The sequence below is a fragment of the Maribacter sp. genome, from assembly GCF_039968975.1.
Taxonomy (GTDB): Bacteria; Bacteroidota; Bacteroidia; order Flavobacteriales; family Flavobacteriaceae; genus Maribacter.
Map to the genome: position 1 here is coordinate 22,319 of NZ_JBDVOT010000042.1, position 22,471 is coordinate 44,789.

The 22,471-nt window shown below is 35.9% G+C and carries 20 protein-coding genes and 2 tRNA genes; 12 read left to right on the plus strand and 10 right to left on the minus strand.

The features are described from left to right. Positions 1–15 precede the first annotated feature (15 nt). Together ABJI11_RS02740 and ABJI11_RS02745 are read right to left on the minus strand one after the other, a co-directional pair. Complete coding sequence (locus tag ABJI11_RS02740) at positions 16–390, minus strand: DUF779 domain-containing protein (protein WP_348349197.1); 375 nt, start codon at positions 388–390, stop codon at positions 16–18. Between the two features lie 13 nt (positions 391–403). Then, on the minus strand, positions 404–1,927 hold the full coding sequence (locus ABJI11_RS02745) for an aldehyde dehydrogenase family protein (RefSeq protein ID WP_348349199.1): 1,524 nt from the start codon (positions 1,925–1,927) through the stop codon (positions 404–406). Between the two features lie 195 nt (positions 1,928–2,122). Here ABJI11_RS02745 and ABJI11_RS02750 point away from each other — a divergent pair, with 195 nt between their 5' ends. Continuing rightward, positions 2,123–3,046, plus strand: a complete 924-nt coding sequence (locus ABJI11_RS02750) for an AraC family transcriptional regulator (RefSeq protein ID WP_348349201.1) — start codon at positions 2,123–2,125, stop codon at positions 3,044–3,046. Here ABJI11_RS02750 and cysS read toward each other — a convergent pair. Both cysS and folE read right to left on the minus strand, forming a co-directional pair. Next, positions 3,043–4,521, minus strand: a complete 1,479-nt coding sequence (cysS, locus tag ABJI11_RS02755) for a cysteine--tRNA ligase (RefSeq protein ID WP_348349203.1) — start codon at positions 4,519–4,521, stop codon at positions 3,043–3,045. The genes ABJI11_RS02750 and cysS overlap by 4 nt on opposite strands. 14 nt (positions 4,522–4,535) lie before the next feature. Beyond that, the gene (gene folE, locus ABJI11_RS02760) at positions 4,536–5,216 is read right to left on the minus strand and encodes a GTP cyclohydrolase I FolE (protein ID WP_348349205.1); all 681 of its coding nucleotides are present in this window, start codon (positions 5,214–5,216) and stop codon (positions 4,536–4,538) included. Positions 5,217–5,351: 135 nt separating this feature from the next. On the opposite strand from folE, the gene ABJI11_RS02765 reads away from it, so the two are divergent. Continuing rightward, positions 5,352–7,154 carry a T9SS type B sorting domain-containing protein gene (locus ABJI11_RS02765; RefSeq protein WP_348349207.1) on the plus strand — a complete coding sequence of 601 codons (1,803 nt, stop codon included), beginning with the start codon at positions 5,352–5,354 and terminating at the stop codon, positions 7,152–7,154. A gap of 123 nt (positions 7,155–7,277) precedes the next feature. Then, the gene (locus ABJI11_RS02770) at positions 7,278–8,714 is read left to right on the plus strand and encodes a T9SS type B sorting domain-containing protein (RefSeq protein ID WP_348349209.1); all 1,437 of its coding nucleotides are present in this window, start codon (positions 7,278–7,280) and stop codon (positions 8,712–8,714) included. Between the two features lie 48 nt (positions 8,715–8,762). Here the strand turns inward: ABJI11_RS02770 and ABJI11_RS02775 are convergent, their stop codons facing one another. Both ABJI11_RS02775 and ABJI11_RS02780 read right to left on the minus strand, forming a co-directional pair. Further along, complete coding sequence (locus tag ABJI11_RS02775; protein WP_348349211.1) at positions 8,763–10,268, minus strand: outer membrane protein transport protein; 1,506 nt, start codon at positions 10,266–10,268, stop codon at positions 8,763–8,765. Between the two features lie 32 nt (positions 10,269–10,300). Next, on the minus strand, positions 10,301–11,563 hold the full coding sequence (locus ABJI11_RS02780; RefSeq protein WP_348349213.1) for a hypothetical protein: 1,263 nt from the start codon (positions 11,561–11,563) through the stop codon (positions 10,301–10,303). 138 nt (positions 11,564–11,701) lie between these two features. Between ABJI11_RS02780 and proS the strand changes: the two genes are divergently transcribed. The 4 genes from proS to rpsT all read left to right on the plus strand — a co-directional run bounded on the left by proS (position 11,702) and on the right by rpsT (position 13,740). Then, complete coding sequence (gene proS / locus ABJI11_RS02785) at positions 11,702–13,177, plus strand: proline--tRNA ligase (protein WP_348349214.1); 1,476 nt, start codon at positions 11,702–11,704, stop codon at positions 13,175–13,177. A 78-nt stretch (positions 13,178–13,255) separates the two neighbouring features. Beyond that, positions 13,256–13,327 (plus strand) — tRNA-Glu (locus ABJI11_RS02790). 41 nt (positions 13,328–13,368) lie between these two features. Beyond that, positions 13,369–13,440, plus strand: a tRNA-Glu gene (locus ABJI11_RS02795). Positions 13,441–13,488: 48 nt separating this feature from the next. Beyond that, complete coding sequence (gene rpsT, locus ABJI11_RS02800) at positions 13,489–13,740, plus strand: 30S ribosomal protein S20 (RefSeq protein ID WP_276492206.1); 252 nt, start codon at positions 13,489–13,491, stop codon at positions 13,738–13,740. Between the two features lie 100 nt (positions 13,741–13,840). Here the strand turns inward: rpsT and ABJI11_RS02805 are convergent, their stop codons facing one another. The 3 genes from ABJI11_RS02805 to rho form a co-directional block, all read right to left on the minus strand. Continuing rightward, a complete protein-coding gene (locus ABJI11_RS02805) occupies positions 13,841–14,530 on the minus strand; it encodes a hypothetical protein (protein ID WP_348349216.1) in 690 nt (229 codons plus the stop codon). A 3-nt stretch (positions 14,531–14,533) separates the two neighbouring features. Beyond that, positions 14,534–15,217, minus strand: a complete 684-nt coding sequence (locus tag ABJI11_RS02810) for a hypothetical protein (protein ID WP_348349218.1) — start codon at positions 15,215–15,217, stop codon at positions 14,534–14,536. Between the two features lie 189 nt (positions 15,218–15,406). Next, entirely contained in the window at positions 15,407–17,047 is a 1,641-nt protein-coding gene (gene rho, locus ABJI11_RS02815; protein WP_348349220.1) for a transcription termination factor Rho, read from the minus strand. Positions 17,048–17,243: 196 nt separating this feature from the next. Here rho and ABJI11_RS02820 point away from each other — a divergent pair, with 196 nt between their 5' ends. The 3 genes from ABJI11_RS02820 to ABJI11_RS02830 all read left to right on the plus strand — a co-directional run bounded on the left by ABJI11_RS02820 (position 17,244) and on the right by ABJI11_RS02830 (position 19,388). Next, positions 17,244–17,654, plus strand: a complete 411-nt coding sequence (locus ABJI11_RS02820; RefSeq protein ID WP_348349222.1) for a DUF4293 domain-containing protein — start codon at positions 17,244–17,246, stop codon at positions 17,652–17,654. A gap of 262 nt (positions 17,655–17,916) precedes the next feature. After that, complete coding sequence (locus ABJI11_RS02825) at positions 17,917–18,414, plus strand: hypothetical protein (RefSeq protein ID WP_348349224.1); 498 nt, start codon at positions 17,917–17,919, stop codon at positions 18,412–18,414. A gap of 113 nt (positions 18,415–18,527) precedes the next feature. After that, positions 18,528–19,388 (plus strand): hypothetical protein, encoded by an 861-nt coding sequence (locus ABJI11_RS02830; RefSeq protein WP_348349226.1) that lies wholly within the window; start codon positions 18,528–18,530, stop codon positions 19,386–19,388. A gap of 43 nt (positions 19,389–19,431) precedes the next feature. Here ABJI11_RS02830 and ABJI11_RS02835 read toward each other — a convergent pair whose 3' ends face one another. After that, on the minus strand, positions 19,432–19,926 hold the full coding sequence (locus ABJI11_RS02835; protein WP_348349228.1) for a metallophosphoesterase family protein: 495 nt from the start codon (positions 19,924–19,926) through the stop codon (positions 19,432–19,434). Positions 19,927–20,082: 156 nt separating this feature from the next. Between ABJI11_RS02835 and truA the strand changes: the two genes are divergently transcribed. Continuing rightward, positions 20,083–20,838 (plus strand): tRNA pseudouridine(38-40) synthase TruA, encoded by a 756-nt coding sequence (gene truA / locus ABJI11_RS02840; RefSeq protein WP_348349230.1) that lies wholly within the window; start codon positions 20,083–20,085, stop codon positions 20,836–20,838. Beyond that, positions 20,831–22,471: ABC transporter ATP-binding protein (locus tag ABJI11_RS02845; protein WP_348349232.1), on the plus strand; the 1,641-nt coding region annotated here is incomplete at its 3' end. The genes truA and ABJI11_RS02845, both read left to right, overlap by 8 nt.

Consider the following 22,471-nt stretch of genomic DNA (forward strand, 5'->3'; position numbering starts at 1 on the left):
TGAAATGGTTTTTGTTTAGGCGCCTATTCTTATCGGTTCTAGATGCTCGGCCTCTTCTTCAGAGTATAATCTAGATTTAATTAAAAATCGAAGTCCTAACGGTATTTCCAATGAAAAACTTGAGCCAATCCCTGGGATTACATCAACCGTAAGTTGGGTGTGTTTCCAATACTCAAACTGATCTCTAGACATATGAAAATCACAACCTTCTATAGTACCTAGCCAGACATCGTTATCATCGAGCATTAAATCACCCTTTTCAAAACACATGGGAGATGAACCATCACAACAACCACCACTTTGGTGAAACATGAGTTCGCCATGTTTTTCTTTAAGTTGAGCAATGATTTCAGCCGCTTTTTCGGTTACTAATACTCTTTTTGTTTTCATTATAAATCGTTTTTTAAAAGAATCCCATTTTCTTCTTATCATAAGAGATAAGCATGTTTTTGGTTTGACGGTAATGTGCCAACATCATTTTATGGTTTTCTCTACCAATACCTGATTTTTTGTATCCGCCAAATGGAGCATGTGCAGGGTATAGGTGATAACAATTAACCCAAACTCTACCTGCCTGTATTGCTCTAGAAATTTGATAAGCTTGGTGGGTATCTCGTGTCCAAACACCTGCGCCTAGACCATAAAGAGTGTCATTTGCAATTTCTATAGCTTCTGCTTCATCTTTAAAAGTGGTAACACAAAGTACGGGTCCAAAAATCTCTTCTTGGAAAACACGCATTTTGTTATTTCCTTTTAAGATAGTCGGTTCTACATAATAACCTCCTTCTAAACCTTCATTATATGCTTGTGAACCGCCGGTAAGGACCTCACAGCCTTCTTCTTTGCCTATTTCTATATAGCTAAGAATTTTCTCGAACTGATCGTTCGATGCTTGTGCACCCATCATAGTGTTAGGGTCTAAAGGATGCCCCATTTTTATAGCTTTTGTACGTTCAATAACACGTTCTATAAATTTGTCATAAATGCTTTCTTGTACCAACATTCTAGAAGGGCATGTACAAACTTCACCTTGGTTTAAGGCAAACATATTGGCGCCTTCTAAACATTTGTCGAAAAATTCATCATCGGCATCCATAATGCTCTCAAAGAATACGTTTGGTGATTTACCGCCCAATTCTAAAGTTACAGGAGTAATATTCTTAGATGCATATTGCATAATTAGTTGCCCTGTAGTAGTTTCTCCGGTAAAGGCTATTTTGTCTATTCTAGGGCTAGAAGCTAAAGGTTTACCTGCTTCTGCACCAAATCCGTTTACAATATTTAATACACCATCAGGTAAAATACCTTCAATGATTTCCATCAAAATTAAAATTGCAACCGGTGTTTGTTCCGCAGGTTTTAAAACTACACAGTTACCTGCTGCCAGAGCTGGGGCTAATTTCCATGTAGCCATTAATAATGGAAAATTCCATGGTATAATTTGACCGACGACACCTAGTGGTTCCGTGACATTTAATGCCACCGTATTAGAATCTAATTCACTTACAGAACCTTCTTCAGCTCTAATGACTCCGGCAAAATATCTAAAATGGTCAACTGCCAATGGTAAATCTGCAGCCATAGTTTCACGAATGGCTTTACCATTGTCCCATGTTTCTGCCCTAGCAAGGACTTCTAAATTTTGTTCTATTTTATCGGCAATTTTTAAAAGCATATTGCTTCTTTCGGTTGCTGAAGAAGCATTCCATGTTTTAGCAGCAACCCATGCCGCATCAATTGCTTTGTCAATATCTTCTGCTGTTGATCTTGGTATTTTTGTAAATGACTTTCCGTCTACGGGTGAGATGTTGTCAAAATATTCACCTTTAGTTGGAGCAACCCATTTACCACCAATAAAGTTTTCATACTGGTTTTTAAATTTAGGTTTTTGAAGTACATCTTTTTCTACAGTTGCTGTTGTGCTCATAATATATGATTTAAGTTAATAATAGAAGTCTTGACGTGTTGGTAACATCAATACGATCTTCTAAATGTACCTCTCATATATTCAATTCATCTGACGGATACTACGAATAACGTGAACTATTCTATCAAAAAATGATTTTATGATTTTTTTAAGTATATAATTTTGTAAATTTCTTAAAATTAAATCAAAATAAGTGTGATTCAGTTATCCGATAATTTCTTTAATGGAAGGCGTTTAGAAACCTTGGTCGAAAACCAAACCTCTTATACTATGAACAATGCCGCCATGCATGTATTTGAAACCCACGAGCAGGCAGCAAGTGTTTTATTGCAATTTGAGCAACCTGTTTTGGCTAGTATGATACAGGGAAAGAAAATTATGCACCTTCGTGATTATGAATCTTTTGATTTTTTGCCGGGAGAGTCTTTGGTCTTACCTGCAAATGAAGGAATGTGTATAGATTTTCCAGAAGCTATGGCAAAGAACCCAACACGATGTTTGGCAATGGCTATTTCTGAAGATAAAATAAATAAGGTATTACAGTTCATGAATGAGAATATGCCTAAAAGCACCAAAGAAGCATGGGGACTAATGGACTATAATTTCCATTTTGTAAATGACAGGGGCATATTTCAAATTATTCAGCGTCTCTTGTTTCTGTTTTCTGAAGATCACCCGTCCAAAGATATATTTGTGGATAATATGCTTCGTGAGCTTATCATTAGAATCTTACAGACCAATGAACGTAAAATATATAGCAGCGCAACCTTGTCCATTAAAAAAGAAAGTAGACTTACAGAAGTTATAAGGTATATAAGAGATAATGTACACAAATCATTAAGTGTAGATAATCTTAGTAAGTTGGCCTGTATGAGTCCTTCACATTTTTATAGGACTTTTAAGCAAGAGCTGGGTATTTCTCCGGTAGAGTTTATAAATAATGAGCGTATTAAACTAGCTGTAGGTTTATTGCAAGATCCAAAACGTAGCATTAAAGATGTCTATCTAGACTGCGGATTTGAAAGTAGATCTTACTTTAATAGGGTTTTTAAAACTAGACAACATATAGCACCTGGTGAATACCAGTCTAAAATTCACAAATCTAAATTTTTAGATTAAAGGCTATACGTAGTGCCTTCTTTACCGTCTTTTAATTGAATACCTAGCGCTGCCAATTGATCACGAATCTGGTCAGATGTAGCAAAATCTTTATTCTCTCTTGCTGCTTTACGTAACTCGATCAATAATTCAACAACACCGCTTAATTTTTCGGTATCGGCATCAGAACTACTTTTGTTTTCTAAACCTAAAACGTCAAAAACGAAACCATGTAATGTGGTTTCTAATTCTAGTTTGTCTTCTGCAGTGATAGATTCAGTTCCTTCTTTAATAAGATTAATGTGTTTAACGGCATCAAATAATTTCGCAATTAAAATGGGCGAATTAAAATCATCGTTCATTGCCGCATAACAAGATGCTTTCCAAGCAGCAACATCAAAATCTGTAGTCTTGCCGGTGCTCAAAGATTTAAGTGAATTGATAGCTTCCATCAATTTATTGAATCCTTTTTCAGATGCCAATAAGGCATCATTGCTCATATCTAAGATGCTGGTGTAATGTGCCTGCATCATAAAGAAACGTACCATAGAAGGGGAGAAAGGCTTACTTAAAATCTCATTTTCACCAGAAAATATTTCTCCTGGTAAAATGCTATTCCCTGTAGATTTTGCCATTTTTCTACCGTTCAAGGTCAACATATTGGCATGCAGCCAATAGTTTACCGGACTTTGACCATTGCAAGCTTCCGCTTGGGCAATTTCACATTCGTGGTGTGGAAATTTTAAGTCCATTCCGCCTCCGTGAATATCAAAGGTTTCACCTAGGTATTTTGTACTCATGGCGGTACACTCTAAATGCCAACCTGGGAAACCATCGCCCCATGGAGATGGCCAGCGCATTATATGTTGAGGTTCCGCTTTTTTCCATAAAGCAAAATCTTGTGGGTTGTGCTTATCGTCTTGGGCGGCAAGATCACGAGTGTTGGCAATCATGTCTTCAAGCTTACGACCACTAAGTTTACCGTACTCATGTTCTTGATTGAACTTAGCAACATCAAAATAGACTGAACCATTGGTTTCGTAAGCAAATCCTTTTTCAAGAATATCCTTAATAATTTCAATCTGTTCTATGATATGACCTGTTGCCGTTGGCTCAATACTTGGTGGTAAGAAATTGAATCTCTCTAAAATATTATGGAAATCTACAGTATAGCGCTGTACCACTTCCATCGGTTCCAATTTTTCTAATCGTGCCTTTTTTGCAATTTTATCTTCACCATCTTCCGCGTCATCAACTAAATGACCGGCATCAGTAATGTTACGCACGTATCGTACTTTATAGCCTAGATGTCTAAAGTATCTGAAAATCATATCAAAAGACATGAAGGTTCTACAGTTTCCTAAGTGTACATTACTGTACACGGTTGGTCCGCAAACGTACATGCCTATATGGCCTTCGTTTATGGGTTTGAAAACTTCTTTTTTCCCGCTTAGAGAATTATATACTTTGATTTCTTGACTTTCGTACAATTGCATGAAGCTATATGCTATTAAAAATGGGTATCTAAATTAAGGTAGTTCAAAAACTCGCGACGTACCAATTCTTCTTTGAATTTACCGCCATATTCTGCGGTTACGGTACTACTGTCAATATCGCGAATTCCTCTAGAATTTACACAAAGATGTTTTGCGTCTATAACACAGGCAACATCTTCTGTTCCTAAAGCTTTTTGTAATTCTCTTACAATTTGAATATTTAAACGCTCTTGAACTTGAGGGCGTTTTGCATAATAATCGACAATACGGTTCATTTTAGAAAGACCTACAACAGTTCCGTTAGAAATATAGGCCACATGTGCACGACCAACAATAGGTAGAAAATGGTGTTCGCAAGTTGAATAAAGGGTAATATTCTTTTCAACCAACATCTCCCCGTACTTGTACTTATTGTCAAAAGTGGAAGCTTTAGGTTTTTTGGTAGGGTTTAAGCCACCAAATATTTCGTTTACATACATTTTAGCAACTCTATTAGGAGTTCCTTTTAAGCTATCATCGGTTAAATCTAAACCTAGTGTATGCATGATATCGCGTACATTATCGCGAATACGTTCAATCTTTTCGTCATCATCTAGATCAAAGGCGTCTGAACGTAATGGAGTATCTTCTGATGTAGAAATATGATCGTTTCCTAATTCATCAAATTGATCTTCCAGAGTATCCTCAATTTTCATTTTATCAATCTTTTAGAAGCTGCAAAGATATACAATATGTGCCACTTAATAACTAAATGAGGGCATTACACAACATTAATTAGTGATAACGTTAAGGTCTAGTTAATTTTATTTTTTTGAAATTAGAAGACCTTTATGACCAAGTATGGTATATCTATTTTATTAAGTTGCTTTTTTGGCATCTTTACTTGTTTTTCACAGGTATCTGCTGATTGTGCCAATGCAATACCTATTTGCTATAATACCCCGGTAAATGGTGGTACCAATGGCTATGGGATAGATGATTTTAACGGAGCTTCTATTTCTGGATGTATAACGCAGGGTAGTGGTACTATAGAAACCAATTCTGCATGGTACAAATTTAAAATAGGTGAAATAGGTCAATTAGGTTTTAATATTGGTTATGATTCTAACGAAGATTGGGATTTTGCCTTATATAGAACAAACGATTGTACTTCATTAGGTGAACCTGTTCGATGCAACTATTTTGATAATTCTGATGATAGTAGTTATATAGGGGTAGGAGAGGACCCTACAGGAATAGATAATATACAATACGATGATTGGTTAACGGTTGAACCAGGGGAAGAATATCTCTTGATGATTAATAATTTCAGTAATAATAACTCCGGTTTTTCTATTCAGTTTTCAGGAAACATATTTGTTGAGTTTCCTAATTCAGCTTTAGATTGTGATATTATAGACAACTTGTTGGGCCCGCCAGTTATTGCATGTGATAACCAAACAGTGATTTTAGATGCTACTACTGTTGACGCTATAGATTATGAGTGGTACTTAGATGCTGGTGTAGGTTACCAACGTATTCCGGGCGAAAGTGACCCGGAACTTTCTATTGCGGTTTCAGGTATGTACCGTGTTTTGGTCGTAAGACCATTAGGAAATAATTTAATTAGCGAAACCCAAGTTGCTTATGCACCTTCTCCTGAAACATTTGAGTTAGAAGATGAAACTGCTTGTTTAGATGGTACTGCAATTGATTTTAATGCAAAAGATGTTGAAGCATTAGGAAGGCAAAGTCCAATGGAGTTTCGTGTATCTTATCATGAAAGTTTTGAAGATGCAATTGATGGTGCAAACGCACTTTCAAAAGAGTTTATACCAAGAGAGGTTGTGCAAACTATATATGTAAGAACGACATCTATAGAGAATTCAATGTGTTTTGATGCTTCTGAAACTTTTGATGTTAACGGAATTGAATTACCTATTTTAGATTTTGAAACAGAGGTGTTTATATGTGGTGATGAGCCAATTGTTACTATAGGACAACGCATTCCCGATAATGATTTTACGTATGAATGGAGTTCGGGTCAAACGACATCTTTAATTACTGTGGCAGAGCCAGGTGTTTATACATTATCGGTAACGAACAGAGAAGGTGTAATTCAATGTATTACCGTTCGTTCTGTTACTGTGGTTTTTTCTAGTCCGCCAGTAATTTCAGATATTACCATAGAATATGAAGATGATGCTTCGAATGTGGTCAATGTTTTCTTGGAAGAAAATGGCAATTTTGAATATCAAGTAGATAATGATACTCCACAGAATAGCGGAGTATTCAACAATTTATTTCCTGGAGAACATACGATTACTGTGCGCGATCCAAATGGTTGTGGATTAGACACTAGAGAAATTGTTGTAGTCGGTTTTCCAAAATTCTTTACACCTAATGGAGATAATGTAAATGATACTTGGAAGGTGGAAGGATTGTCAGCTTTAGATAGCCCTGTAATAACCATCTATGACCGCTATGGTAAATTACTTCATCAGTTATTTGAAAATTCTAGTGGTTGGAACGGTTCTTTTAACGGTGCCTTATTGCCGGAATCTGACTATTGGTTCAAGCTTTCTTATACCAATTCTTTAGGTGAAAATACAAACGCATCTTATATCAATAATCATTTTACTTTAAAGCGTTAAGCTTGATATTTAGGTGTAAAAGGTGCACTTTATCGATTAAACGCAAGAATATCCGTTGTAAGATACTAAAGCAAGTCATGTGTAGTTATAATATACATCACGTATACTAATAGTTACACTTTTATGAGAACACTTCTTTGTTCTACATGTTGTTTGTTTCTTTTCTTTTGGAATGTAACTGCACAGAATTCAGCCGATTGTAGAACGGCTATTCCTGTTTGTGCCGATCAGCCTATTATGGGTTTAGCTGGTGGAACAGGGGATGTAGATGATTTTGACCCAGATTTTATACTGCAAACTGGGTGTTTGGAAAAAGGTAGTCTTTCTTCAGCAAATATTGAATTCAATACTTCATGGTTCGTTTTTAGGGCTGGTACAGGTGGTCAGGTCGGTTTTGATATTGAAGCCTTACCGTCATCAGGATCAACACCAACTGCAGAATGGGATTTTGCTGTTTATGGTCCTGATGTTGATTGTGCGGATATTAGTAATGGTACGGCGCAACCTATTCGTTGTAATTATGAAGTAAACGATACAAATTTCACGGGGCTTGGTGTTAATCCTGAAAGCGGGGAAGAAGGTCGTGCATCCTTAACAGGTAGTCAGAATACATATGATGAGTATTTAGATGTTTTACCAGGAGAGATTTATTATATACTGATAAATAATTTTGCAGATAATTTTACAGAAGACCCAGAACCGTTTATGTTAACCTTTACGGGTAGCTCAGTGAATGATGATCAAGATACAGCTTTAGATTGTACGCTGAGAGACGAGTTTTTAGGCTTGGATATTATTGCGTGTGAAGGGGATGACCCTATAACTATTAGTGCGATGAATTCACCGGCTGGAGCAGATATTGCTAGTGTTGAATGGACGGTAGATTACGAAGATGACGGTATAGTTGATGATACGCTCACAGGGTCTGGCGATTTTGGTGCTGAATTGGTAGTTGTTAGTCCGAACACAGGACGCTACTTTGCTTCGATTACCACGACAAGCGGTTCTCCTCCAACAGTGGCAGATCAAAGCGGAGTCTTGATTACATTTTTTGGAACACCAATCTTAGAAAGAGTAGAAACATTGGATACTAATCTGTCCATAGACCCAGATCAAAACAATATTGAGTTTTTTGTTGAAGGTGATGGGGATTATGAATATGCGATTAACGACGGTGTATTTCAAGATAATCCTGTGTTTATGAATGTGCCACCAGGTGTGAACACAGTTATTATTAATGATAAAAACGGATGTGGAATTACGGATCCTATCGAATTTTTGGTGGTAGGTTATCTTAAGTTTTTTACTCCGAATGGAGATGGTATAAACGACGAGTGGAATATTTTAGGTATTGAGACTCTAAATGATCCCGTTGTATTTATTTTTGATAGATACGGTAAGTTGTTGAAGCAATTAGGGTCTAATGATGCGTGGGACGGTAATTTTAACGGTCAGCAAATGCCATCTACAGATTATTGGTTTAGGTTTGAATATGGTGAAATGGAAGATAATTTAATAGTGGCTAAAACACGAAAGACACATTTCTCATTAAAGAGATAAAAAAAAGGGTAGCATTATGCTACCCTTTTTTTAGTATTGTTTTTTAATTTAAAAATTTATAGTGTAACTTAAGGTAGCATTCGTAATACCTCTATCTATCATTGCAGGTGTTGTTATGCCGGCATTAAAGAGACTTTCGCTTACATCTTGTTGAGAACGACTAAGTGAAAAGTCTAATTTACTACCGCCAAAGTTATAACCTATACCGCCAGAAACAGCATTTAAATCTCCAATAGTATTTCCATTTGTATACGGGCTCTGTTCAAAACGGTACCCTGCTCTTAGGCTCACTTGTTGAATTCTGTACTCGCCGCCAAGTCTAAAAGTAGAAACAGTACCTAAGTCATTTGCAATTTCTGAGTTTACTGTTTGGAAACTAGGGTCGTTGGTTGGGCGTAATTCTGATTGTGAGAAATCTTGGTATCCATAGTCGAAACTTATCAGGCCGTCTTTGGCAAAAATTACTGCTAGACTACCTGTTAGTTTACTTGGAGTTTTTACTGTGTATTCTTCATAAAGATTTACAATATTGAAATTAATAAAATTAATATCGACATCTGCCAAATCAGAATTTACACGTTGCGAAGTATTGTCTTCTAAACGGTACCATGTAGGTGACTGATAGCTACCGCCTAAACGTACATTGTCGTTTAGTTTGGCAATTGCGCCTAGGGTAAAAGAAAAACCGTTACCTTCTGTTTCAAGGTAATTGTCAAATGTTGTTCTGGTTATTTCTGAATTAGGTTCATATCCGTCTTCCGTAAATTGATCATATTGAGTATAAAAAATACTGTGGAAATTTAATGAAGCTCCCATGTAAATGTTCTCTTTGTACTGCGATGCCATATTGACGGTAAACTTACTATTGTATCCTGTAGTTCTTCTTAAGAAATCTTGATTAACAAAATCATAAACAGAATTACTGATGTAATTGATATTGTTGTCATCTTCAGTTTCTGGATCTAGAATACCTCCATAATATCCTAAGAAGGCTTGTTGGTCTCTAAACCCTTGAGCAGAACCTATATCCAAATAAGCTTCTTCCAAAAACTCACCATTTTGTAATAATATAGACCCAAAAGGTGTACCGCCAGCGTATTCTAGAAAATAGGTATCAATACCTTCTGTTGCTCTTCCAGATACATAATATTCATTATCAAAATTGTTAACCAAATCATAGTTGAATGCCAAAGTGAATTTTTTCCAATCAGCGTTAGCATCGGTATTTTTAAAAACAAAGGCAGCACCTATTTGATTTAATTCAATAGTATTATCCTTGGTTATTAATGCATCGCCAAAATAACGGGCATCATTATTTGTATGGTAATTTGATCCTGTAATGGTAAAAAGGCTATTGTTGAAAACCGCTGAACCGGCAGGGTTAATGTTCAGTGACGATAAGTCGCCGCCAAGTGCGCCAAATGCCCCGCCCATAGCTTGAAAGCGAGCCGTACCTTGAAGGTTTTCCCTACCGTAACGTAATGCTTCGTTTATGTCTTGTGCACTACCAACGGCACATGCCATTAGTATTACGAAAGTTATATATTTTTTCATAACAATGTTTCAAGTTTGATAAATGTTCGATTTTAGTTTCTTCTACTACTGCTTCTAGATGAACCAGAAGACCTAGATGAAGATCCGCTGCTAGAACTTCTTGAACTGCTGCCAGAACTTCTGTAAGAACTACCGCTAGAGCTGCTTCTGCCTGAGCTATAGTTGCTGCTTCTAGAGCTGCTTCCAGAGCTTCGGTAAGACCTACTGCTTGATCCACTTGAACTTCTGCCAGAAGAATAACTTCTAGAGCTGCTACCAGAGTTTCTGTATGTTGAGGTTCTTGGTACTGCAACCCTGCTACTAGATCTTGCCGTACTAGAACTAGATGTTCTAGGGCTGCTACTGTATCTACTACTGTAATTTCTTGAAGAACTACTGCTATATCTTGGTGTAGCTCGTGTGTTTCTACTTGTTCTATAAGCTCTATTTTGGTCAACTCCTACAGTTCTTCTTGCTGTAGAACTACCGGAATATGTTCTTGAGCTACGTGTATTCGCAGAGCTCCTAGCTGTTGTTGATCTACCGGTCGTAGTTCTATGTCTAGACGAGTTACCTCTAGTGTTCACATTTGAGCGACCTCTTGCCGCTGTTGCTGAAAGTCCGCTATTATTGGTGGTTTGTCTTGTGTAGTTTCCTCTTCTAGAATTGTTTAAAGCATAGCTTCTATTAGAGAATCTATTGTTACGACTGTAATATCTGTTGCCATAACCGTAACCGTATGCATAACCAAAATTATTGCCGTAGAAAGGTCTGTTCCATCCATATCCCCAGTTGTTCCAACCAAATCCAAATCCGCCATAACCCCAGTTGTTCCATCTGTTCCAGCCCCAAGGTTGACCCCATCCGGCACCGTAAAATCCTGCATAACCAATATTGTTCCATCCCCAACCATAAAGGTTGCCGTAACCCCAATTGTTCCAACCATTATTATGAATATAAATACCTACATCAGCATTATTACTGCCCCAGCTACCATAGCCTTCATAGTCATTTGCATTAGCGTAGTAATCTGTTAATTGATCATCTTGTATCTCCTCTTCTAGATAATTACTAGAGTAAGAATCTACATCGGTAAATATTTCATCACCCAATATTTCACCATACTGATCGGCTTTTTCGCCAAAATAGTCAGTATAGGTGTCAGATTCAGCATTGTTTTGAGTGTAATTTCTTTGTTGTGGCCTTCTTTCTACAGTGCTTGGAGTGTCATTAGAATAAATGCCATCATTACCATAGTAAGATGATTGTTGGTAAGAGCCACAAGATGTTATAAAAATAGCAAGGGTTACCAACATTGTAATGTTTCGAAGTTTGTTGTGGGGTAAAGAATATATCATCGGATCAAAATTATATTGTTGAACATATTAAAAATAACTAGTTTTACTCAATTATTATATAGTAATATTCACAAAATTTGTGCCAAAGTCCAGATAATGAGTAAAAATTTGACGAAGAGAAGCGAGGATTATTCCAAATGGTATAATGAATTAGTGGTTAAGGCAGATTTAGCCGAAAACTCTGGTGTAAGAGGTTGTATGGTTATAAAGCCATATGGTTACGGTATTTGGGAGAAAATGCAAGCCGGTTTAGATAAGATGTTTAAAGAGACTGGTCATGAGAATGCCTATTTCCCATTATTTATTCCTAAATCATATTTAAGTAAAGAGGCGAGTCATGTAGAAGGATTTGCCAAAGAATGTGCTGTAGTTACCCATTACAGATTAAAAAATGCCGAAGACGGAAGCGGTATTATTGTTGATCCAGATGCTAAATTAGAAGAAGAGCTTATTGTAAGACCAACTTCTGAAACTATAATTTGGGATACGTACAAGAAATGGATTCAATCTTATAGAGATTTGCCGCTACTTATCAATCAATGGGCAAATGTTGTTCGTTGGGAGATGCGTACTAGATTGTTTTTAAGAACGGCGGAGTTTTTATGGCAAGAAGGCCATACGGCGCATGCAACCGAAAAAGAAGCAATTGAAGAAGCAGAGCAAATGATGAACGTTTATGCCGATTTTGCAGAAAACCATATGGCGGTACCTGTCATAAAAGGTACTAAAACAGAAAGCGAACGTTTTGCAGGTGCTATTGAAACATATTGTATTGAAGCTTTAATGCAAGATGGTAAGGCGTTACAAGCTGGTACTTCTCACTTTTTAGGTCAGAATTTCGCAAAAGCCTTTGATGTTAAATTTGCAACTAAAGAAGGTAGTAAAGAATATGTTTGGGCTACCTCTTGGGGAGTTTCAACACGATTAATGGGGGCATTAATCATGACGCATAGTGATGATAACGGATTGGTGATTCCTCCGAAATTAGCACCTATACAAGTTGTTATTGTACCAATTTATAAAGGATTAGACCAGTTGGATCAAATTTCTGAGACCGTTAATCCGTTAGTGAAAGAATTAAGAGCTAAGGGTATTTCTGTAAAATTCGATAATAGAGATACGCACAAGCCTGGTTTTAAATTTAATGAGTACGAATTACGTGGAGTACCGGTAAGGTTGGCAATTGGACCAAGAGACCTTGAAAATGGTACTTACGAATTGGCTAGAAGAGATACTTTGCAAAAAGAGACGGTTGCTGCGACAGATGTAGTGGCGAAAATTGAGTTTTTAATGGAAGATATTCAGAAGAATATGTACCAAAAAGCGCTTGATTATAGAACTAATCATATCACTGAGGTGGATTCTTATGATGAATTTAAAAAAGTTTTAAAAGAAAAAGGCGGATTTATTTCTGCACATTGGGACGGTAGCAAAGAAACCGAAGAACGTGTCAAAAATGAGACAAAGGCAACTATACGTTGCATTCCCATAGATGCAAAAGAGGAAGAAGGTACTTGTATGGTCTCCGGAAAACCGTCTAATAAAAGAGTCTTATTTGCTAAAGCGTATTAATTTTTTTAAAAAATAATAAAGAGGTGTTGCGATAGTAAAAAATATTTGTATTTTTGCATCCGCAATTGCGCAAAGTATGGTCCGTTCGTCTAGGGGTTAGGACGCCAGGTTTTCATCCTGGTAACAGGGGTTCGATTCCCCTACGGACTACTAATTAAACCGTTGGATGTATTTCCAAGTATTGACATAATGGTCCGTTCGTCTAGGGGTTAGGACGCCAGGTTTTCATCCTGGTAACAGGGGTTCGATTCCCCTACGGACTACAAAAATTGAATGGATGAGAATCCGAAGAAATTATAACAAATAATAAAATGGCAAATCACAAGTCGGCATTAAAGAGAATTAGAAGAAACGAAGCAGTTCGTTTGCGTAACAGATACCAGCATAAAACTACACGTAATGCTATTAAGAAATTACGTGCAGAAGAATCTAAGAAAGATGCAGAGGCTCTTTTTCCTAGTGTTGTTAGCATGATCGATCGTTTGGCTAAACGTAATATCATTCATGATAACAAAGCTGCCAACTTAAAAAGTAAGTTAGCGAAGCACGTTGCTGCATTGTAAAACATTGCCTTAAGAAATTAAAAAGCCTTCCAGTTATGGAGGGCTTTTTTTTGTTTGTAACAGTTTCTGCATAGATGTTTAGACTTGTCTAATTAGTGATCTATTTAAACGAGCGTTTGCTGTTGCTTAAAAAACCAATGGTTAGTACGCTGTACATAACTACAATTAGAATGTTTAATACCAATCTTAAATTATAGAATTCCCACATTTCATATTGGGTATATCCAATAATCAATAAAAAGGGCGATGTAGAATAAAATATGATTAACGAACTATTTATCCAGAATACGAGATTATAGCGATTGATAATTTTTGCTTTTGCGTTGTATTTTTCTTTGAAATTAATGAATATGCAATATAGTAAGGCTACTGAGGCAATGGTGTATGCATAAAATAGGGTAATGTCCATTGGGTTTTGAAAAAAACAACTAATAATATAGCTAGACATGGCTATTATTGATGCCCATAAAATTCTATTTCGATTTATTTTATTTGATGAAAGTTTCCAATAGGCGTAATAGAAATATGGAAAAAATACAAGATCGTACAAATTGTAAATGATTTCATTGTACTGGCTATCTTTTAAATCGTTGAAAAAGGTATAATCAGGAAAATATTTAATCATATAACCCAATAGTTCATTACAAAAAGTATAGGCAATTATGACAGGGAGATATTTGAAAACGGTGTCAAAATACTTTCTATACGTTTTAATAGATGCTATCAATGCAATGCCGTAAATAATTACAAAGTAACTTCTACTTATAAAATCCAATATCATTTGGGGCATAATTTAAAAATCTGTACGAGGTGGTGGTCCGCCATTTCCACGGTTTAATGTAAGACTGGTTCCTTTAGTTTGTAAGCTTGAATTTAAAGTGAATGTTGGTACTATGCTAGCATATGTTTTTTTAGTTTCTCCATGGGTGTAATTGCCTATACCGTTAGATTGATTCATTGTTAAGTTTCGTATCAATTCTGCTTTTCCATTTTCTCCAATATAAAAGGCGTAATCTTCTCCTTTTTTGTTTAGAGTGGGGACTATAAATATAGAGTTCTGTCTAGGGTGTACAAATTTTTTGCCGTCAGGAAAATTTCCTTCAGCGGGGTAGTTTGCAAAATACAAGCGTAATTTGGTTACTTTTTCTACCCCTGCATTTTTCGCTTCTTGGTCAACATAGGCTATATAGTCTTTTATTGTTTGATAATCAAAATCTACAAACCTACCTACTTGAAATTCTTTTTCTGGGGCACGTACCTTTTGTTCGTATTGTTTAATTATATCAGCTCTATGATCTGAATAATTGCTGTATAGCATACTAGCTTCTTCGATAGAAATAATGCCTTCTGGAGCACTTACTGTGTCTCTAGCTTGTGGTTGTTTAATTTCCTTTTTCTCTTCTTCTTTACAGCTTATTATGGTTATTAGAATACTTGAGCATAAAATTTTACTGATTAGGGTGTGTGGTCTTTTCATTTTCTGAGAATTTAGACGGTTGTTTAGAAAATTGCTAAAAGACTGGGGAGAGTTCTTTTGTTAAACAATAAAGATATTAAAAATATAATAGTGAGAACGTAAAACATTGCATGTCAATAAGAAAAGTGTATAAATGAAAAAATCCCGATCTCTAAAAGAAATCGGGATTTTTATGATTTTAGAAAAATTCTATTGATTCATCGTCATCAAGAACTCTTCGTTATTCTTAGTTTGCTTAAAGCGTTGCTCTATAAACTCCATAGCTTCTACAGGGTTCATATCAGCAAGGTACTTACGCATGATCCACATACGTTGTAGTGTGCTTTCGTCTAACAACATGTCATCTCTACGTGTACTAGAAGAAGTAAGGTCAATTGCAGGGAAAATTCTTCTGTTTGCAATCTTGCGATCCAATTGAAGTTCCATGTTACCTGTACCTTTGAATTCTTCAAAGATAACTTCATCCATTTTAGATCCTGTCTCTGTTAATGCCGTAGCAATAATAGACAATGATCCGCCGCCTTCTATATTACGGGCAGCGCCAAAAAATCTTTTTGGCTTGTGTAGTGCATTTGCATCAACACCACCACTTAATACCTTACCAGATGCTGGTTGTACCGTATTGTATGCTCTTGCCAAACGTGTAATAGAATCTAAAAGAATTACTACATCGTGGCCACATTCTACTAAACGTTTCGCTTTTTCTAAAACAATGTTTGCTACACGTACATGCTCTGTTGGTTCTTTGTCGAACGTAGAAGCAACTACTTCTCCACGTACGTTACGTTGCATATCGGTTACCTCTTCAGGGCGTTCATCAATAAGTAATATAATCTGATAAACCTCTGGGTGATTTGCTGCTATACCGTTTGCAATATCTTTCAATAGCATGGTTTTACCAGACTTTGGTTGAGATACGATCATACCTCTTTGTCCTTTACCGATAGGGGAGAACAAATCAATTATACGAGTAGATATTGTGCTTTGGCGTTCTGCCAAATTGAATTTTTCTTGTGGGAATAACGGAGTCAAATGTTCAAATGATACACGATCACGAACAATTTGAGGATCTATACCGTTAATTTTATTCACCTTAATAAGAGGGAAATATTTTTCACCTTCTTTTGGAGGTCTTACGTTACCCAATACAGTATCTCCAGTTTTTAAGCCGAAAAGACGAATTTGTGATTGAGAAACGTAAATATCATCTGGTGATGATAAATAGTTGTAATCAGAAGAACGTAAAAATCCGTAGCCATCTTGCATGATGTCCAATACACCCTCACTGGCAATAATGGAGTCAAACTCATACTCTGGTTCCTTATACCTGTTTTTTAAATCCTTGTCAAAATTACTTTTGTCATGGTTAGATCTAGGATTAGGCTTTTTGTTATGATTGTTATTCTGATTAGAATTCTTTTTGTTAGGCTGGTTTGCAGCCTTTGGCCTTGGTCTTGGCCTTTTTTGTTCTACAGGTTCTTTAGAAACACTTTCTGTATTATTCTCTTTCTTTACCGGAGCAACTTTCTCAGGAGTGGTTTTTTCTTGAGCAGGTTTTGCTGGTGCCTTAGACTCTTTGTTGGTGTTTGCGGCAACACGTGGCCTAGGTCTTGGTTTGGGTTTCGGTTTTGCTTCTGCAGGTTTGCTAGCTTCTTCTGTTGCAGCAGGAACTATAGCTGCGGCAACCTTTGGATTCGCAGCTTGTACGTCCAAAATCTGATAAACTAAATCTAGTTTTTTTAAGGTCTTGAATTTAGGAACCTTTAGTCCTTTAGCAATTTCCTGAAGCTCAGGTAGCTTTTTTGATTTTAAATCTGAAATCTCAAACATTAAGTAGTAGAATAAATTATAAGTAGTTTGTATTGTAAGAAGTAACTATTTTATTTGGATCATCTTAAGGAGATAATTTCCTTAGTGGTAGGCGTTATGACGTGATAACGTAGCAATATTACAAATTATTTTGAATAAAAGGGGTATATTTTTTGAAAAGACATGTATTTTTGCATCGTAAACTGGTAATTGATTTATGATTCAAAGAATACAAAGCCTTTATTTGATAGTTGTAGCAATACTTACGGGTGTTCTGCCGTTCTTCTTTAACCTATGGATAGATATCGATGGTGTTGAAGTATTTGCAAATAATGAAATGCTTATTTCTATTGCCTTTTACGCAAGTACTGTTCTAGCTGTTTGGGCTATAGTACAATTTAAAAATAGAAAATCTCAGTTTGTCATTAACAGGCTGAATATGATATTGAATGTTTTTTTATTAGGATTTTTCGTTTATCGATCACTAAACTTATCCGGAGAGACCTTGGTCTCTGAGAAGGGTGTTGGGATGCTGATTCCAGTATTTTCTATCATTTTTTTGGTTCTTGCAAATAGAGCTATAAAGAAGGATGAAGATCTTGTAAAATCTGTTGATCGCTTGCGTTAAGCCTATAATCTTAGTAGTATTAGTGCGTTAAAACCCGGGGTAGTTTCCGGGTTTTTTTATGTACTAACTTTTCTTTCTAAATAATGCACCTTTTTTAAATATCACAAAACTATTGCAGCTTTCCCGCCCAATGTGATAAACTGTTTACTTTTTCTTGAATTCTTCGTGATACCCCATTTCTATGTTTGTACTCAAGAAACAGCAAGGCTAACGATAGTCGTTAGTTACCTGTTTTAAAACTAAACATTTAAAAATTACAATTATGAAAAACAGAAAATTTACTCTTGTATTACTAGCTAGTGTTATGACAACTTTCTTTATCAGTTGTTCAGATGACGATGGTGAAGTAGTAACAGTTACTGAAACAGTTGTTGAAACTGAAACGGTAGAGGTAGATTCGTCATTGCCGGTTGGTGATTTAATGGTAACCTTAAGTGGTAATCTAGTTGCTGAAAGCGGTACACCTACACAAGGGTTGGTTGAAGTGGGTATTGATGCTGACGATGCAAACTTTGTTCGTTTTGCAGATGACTTTACTACTGAATTGGGTACGGGTACTGTAGGTATCTTTTTATCAACTTCAGAAGTTTTTACGCCTGATCCAGCAAACGGAAACCCTGACTTAATGTTAATTGGTAACGTAGGTGGTAACGGTGAAATGTTCATTAAGCTAGATGCTGCACCAGATACTAAATATACACACATTATTCTTTGGTGTGCTACAGCAAACATACCATTTGGTAATGTTGCTTTAAACTAATATAATTTATTACCGCCTTTGGGAATAGAGACACATGATTCTGTTTTTCTATGTCTCCCAAAGGCTTTTTTTATAGGGGTTGTTCTATCCTTATAGCTTAATATCAAAGAATTATGAAAAATATAAAAAGCATCATAGTCATATGCTGTTGCCTATTCACTTGTTATGCCCAGGCGCAAAGTGGATGGACGAGAGAAGCAAAAGGATTTTATGTTCAGGCATCTGCAGCACATTTCTCTTCTAATAACTATTATACCACAGAAGGTACATTGGCAGATCAAGGAAGTACTTTTAATACCAGCGCATTATTAATTTATGGTGAATATGGTATTTCTGATAGATTTACGGCAATTCTTGATTTACCATTGGTGCGTTTAAATAGTTTTAGTACTACCGAAACTGTTGGCGGAGTAGGTAATATTCAATTGGGTATAAAATATAAACTTTTAAAAAGCTTTCCATTGTCGTTGCAAGTGGCTTTAGATATACCAACTAATGATGGTAGTAATTTTGCGCAATCTACAAATGCGAATGCATTTGGTGAATTTGACGAAATTAATTTGCCTGTCTCTGATGGTGAGTTCAATGTGTGGACCACACTTGCGGCATCTCATGGTTTTGATAATGGCAAAACATATGCTTCAGCTTTCTCTAGTGTAAATTTTAGAACAGAGGGTTTTAGTAACCAATTACAAGCAGGTGTAGAATTAGGACATTTGTTTTTTGATAAACTATATTTAATAGGAAAATTAAAAATTCAAGAGCGGTTATCTTCTGAAAACAATGTGCAAAGCGGTTCGTTCTTGTTTGGTGAGGGTACTACATTCACCAATTACGGTGTTACTTCAATGTACAAAGTGACCGATCATTTCAACGTGGTAGCCCAATATTCTGATTACGCCGGCTTTTTGGTGGAGCGCAAGAATATTTATGATGGTGGTACTTTTTCTTTAGGCGTTTCGTTTGAATATTAATTAGCTAGATACAGGGTTTGGTTAAATAACAAAATCCTGTATTTTATCTTTTACCTAATTCAATTACCTCTAAGTCTTTAATATTATCACCTTCAATGACAAAACGTAGCATAGTACGTACTTGGTGAAAACCATGTTTACCGCAGGCTCCAGGATTCATATGTAGAACGCCTAATTTTTTATCCATCATTACTTTTAATATATGCGAGTGTCCGCAAATGAATAATTTTGGCGGATTCTCTTTTATAATATCTCTTGTTCTAATATTGTATTTAGGTGGATAACCACCAATATGTGTGATTAAAACATCAACTCCTTCACAGAAAAATCTGTTATTTTCTGGAAATTCTTTTTGAATGATGTGGTCGTCAATGTTACCATGAACACCTTTCAACGGCTTTAATTTTGCAATAGCATCCGTAACCTCTAAAGAACCAATATCGCCTGCATGCCACACTTCATCAGCCCATTTAACATGCCTTAGAATAGCATCGTCTATATGTGAATGTGTATCAGAAAGTAAGAGTATTTTGGTCATTTATATTTTAAGTTATGCGGATAAAAAGATTGAATTTGATAGCTGACCAATGATCTAAAATTTTAATTCTTATGTTTAGAATTACAGCTTAATCTATTCAATGTTAAAACGTATCCTTTTTAATACCTTTGCGAGATACAAAATTAGTACATCCTTTTGAGATTCTTCATTCAATTTTCATACTTCGGTAAAGCATATCATGGTTGGCAGAATCAGCCAAATGCCATAACCGTACAAGAAGTGCTAGAAAATGGCATGTCTAAACTTTTAAATTCTAAGGTTTCACTTATGGGGGCCGGTCGTACAGATACAGGTGTTCATGCTAAAGAAATGTACGCTCACTTTGATGTTGATGTTGATGTTCTGGAAAATATTGAAGAATACGTTTTTCGATTAAATTCTTTCTTGCCCAATGATATTGCAGTTGAGCGAATTTTTGAAGTAACAGAAGATGCTCATGCCCGTTTTCATGCCACGGCTAGAACCTATGAATATCATATCGATAAAAAGAAGAACCCGTTTGCTACAGATTTAGCTCATTTTGTAAAAAAAAATCTTGATATTGAACAAATGAATACTGCGGCAGAATTGTTGTTGGGTAAAAAAAATTTTGAATGTTTTTCAAAATCTAATACAGATGTTTTTACTAATATTTGCGACCTAAGAGAAGCGCATTGGCAACTAGAAAATGACAAACTTATTTTTACAATTACGGCAGATAGGTTTCTTAGAAATATGGTCAGAGCCATAGTTGGTACCTTAATTAACGTTGGGCTGGGTAAATATCCGGTGGACTATGTTAATACCATATTAAAAAGCAAGGATAGAACAAAAGCGGGCGTTTCTGTTCCTGCAAAAGGACTATATTTGACCTCTATTGTTTACCCCAATACTATTTTAAAGAATGGATAAGGATTCTGGCAAAGCATTTGACACTCGTCTTTTTAAACGCTTACTGGCCTACACAAAACCGTACAAAATAACTTTTTATGGCGTTGCTTTGGCTGCTATATTATTATCTGGTTTTGCCATTCTTACACCCTTGATCGTAAAAGAAATAATTGATACGGCTATAAAAGGCAGTAATGATGAGATGTTGCTTTACTTAACTATAGCTATGCTGGTAGTGTTGCTTGGTCAAGTAACCTGCCAATTGGCATTTAATTATTACGCCAATTGGCTGGGGGAATCTGTTATTAGAGATGTACGCATCAACTTATTTAAAAAGATGCTTTCTTTTAAAATGACCTATTTTGATAACTCGTCTTTAGGGGTCTTGGTGACCAGAGCTGTTGCCGATATGCAGAGAATTGGCGAGATTTTTAGTCAAGGATTTTTTGTAATTGTAGCAGATTTATTGAAAATGGTGGTAGCTGCAATGGTCATGCTTTTTATCAACTGGAAACTTTCACTTATCGTTTTTGCATTGTTGCCCATTATTGTATATGCTACAAGATGGTTTCAAAAAGCCATGAAAGTTGCTTTTACAGAGGTTAGGGCAGAGGTATCTAATTTAAATTCTTTTGTTCAAGAGCGTATTACAGGCATGAAAATAGTGCAGCTGTTTACACGTGAGAAAATTGAAAGCGACAAGTTTAGAGAGATTAATGAAAAGCATAAAAAAGCATGGTTGAAAACGGTGTGGTATAACTCCATTTTCTTTCCGATTGCTGAAATTGTTTCTTCCATTACGGTGGGATTAATTGTATGGTACGGCGGATTGCAAAATGTTGCTAATATTTCGACAGATATAGCAGGTACTATTTTCGCGTTTATCATGTTGATCGATTTACTTTTTAGACCACTTCGTCAAATTGCAGATAAGTTCAATACCCTGCAAATGGGGATGGTAGCTGCAAATAGGGTGTTTAAAATTTTAGATACCAATAGTCATATACAAGATGTTGGTTCTTTTGAAAAAGAAACCGTTAATGGAGATATCAGTTTTAAAAATGTTCATTTTGGATATTTAGAAGATGAGGAAGTTTTACACGGAATTTCTTTTGATGTAAAAGCAGGGGAAACTGTTGCTATAGTTGGTGCAACGGGTGCTGGAAAAAGTACGATTATCAATTTATTGAATAGATTTTATGAAATTAATAGTGGCTCTATATCCGTTGACGGTGTAGCTATTAAAGATTATGATTTAGCATCTTTACGTTCGCATATAGCCGTAGTATTGCAAGATGTTTTTTTGTTTGCAGATACCATTGCTAATAATATTTCTTTAAAAGATAACAATATTACTGTTGATGATATTGAGAATGCAGCTAAGGCTATTGGGGTAGATGAGTTTATTTCTAGCCTTCCTGGAGGTTATAATTATAATGTAAAAGAAAGAGGTAGCATGCTCTCAAGTGGTCAAAGGCAATTAATTGCTTTTTTAAGAGCATATGTTAGCAACCCTAGTATCTTAATTTTAGATGAAGCTACATCATCTGTAGATACCTATTCAGAACAGCTGATACAATTGGCTACAGATAAAATTACACAAGGTAGAACTTCAATAGTAATAGCTCACAGGTTGGCTACTATTAAAAAAGCC

Coding starts and splice junctions, on each gene's coding strand:
- ABJI11_RS02740 (WP_348349197.1), bottom strand. CDS start 390: ATGAAAACAAAAAGAGTATTAGTAACCGAAAAAGCGGCTGAAATCATT.
- ABJI11_RS02745 (WP_348349199.1), bottom strand. CDS start 1,927: ATGAGCACAACAGCAACTGTAGAAAAAGATGTACTTCAAAAACCTAAA.
- cysS (WP_348349203.1), bottom strand. CDS start 4,521: ATGCAATTGTACGAAAGTCAAGAAATCAAAGTATATAATTCTCTAAGC.
- folE (WP_348349205.1), bottom strand. CDS start 5,216: ATGAAAATTGAGGATACTCTGGAAGATCAATTTGATGAATTAGGAAAC.
- ABJI11_RS02765 (WP_348349207.1), top strand. CDS start 5,352: ATGACCAAGTATGGTATATCTATTTTATTAAGTTGCTTTTTTGGCATC.
- ABJI11_RS02770 (WP_348349209.1), top strand. CDS start 7,278: ATGAGAACACTTCTTTGTTCTACATGTTGTTTGTTTCTTTTCTTTTGG.
- ABJI11_RS02775 (WP_348349211.1), bottom strand. CDS start 10,268: ATGAAAAAATATATAACTTTCGTAATACTAATGGCATGTGCCGTTGGT.
- ABJI11_RS02780 (WP_348349213.1), bottom strand. CDS start 11,563: ATGTTGGTAACCCTTGCTATTTTTATAACATCTTGTGGCTCTTACCAA.
- proS (WP_348349214.1), top strand. CDS start 11,702: ATGAGTAAAAATTTGACGAAGAGAAGCGAGGATTATTCCAAATGGTAT.
- rpsT (WP_276492206.1), top strand. CDS start 13,489: ATGGCAAATCACAAGTCGGCATTAAAGAGAATTAGAAGAAACGAAGCA.
- ABJI11_RS02805 (WP_348349216.1), bottom strand. CDS start 14,530: ATGCCCCAAATGATATTGGATTTTATAAGTAGAAGTTACTTTGTAATT.
- ABJI11_RS02810 (WP_348349218.1), bottom strand. CDS start 15,217: ATGAAAAGACCACACACCCTAATCAGTAAAATTTTATGCTCAAGTATT.
- rho (WP_348349220.1), bottom strand. CDS start 17,047: ATGTTTGAGATTTCAGATTTAAAATCAAAAAAGCTACCTGAGCTTCAG.
- ABJI11_RS02820 (WP_348349222.1), top strand. CDS start 17,244: ATGATTCAAAGAATACAAAGCCTTTATTTGATAGTTGTAGCAATACTT.
- ABJI11_RS02825 (WP_348349224.1), top strand. CDS start 17,917: ATGAAAAACAGAAAATTTACTCTTGTATTACTAGCTAGTGTTATGACA.
- ABJI11_RS02830 (WP_348349226.1), top strand. CDS start 18,528: ATGAAAAATATAAAAAGCATCATAGTCATATGCTGTTGCCTATTCACT.
- ABJI11_RS02835 (WP_348349228.1), bottom strand. CDS start 19,926: ATGACCAAAATACTCTTACTTTCTGATACACATTCACATATAGACGAT.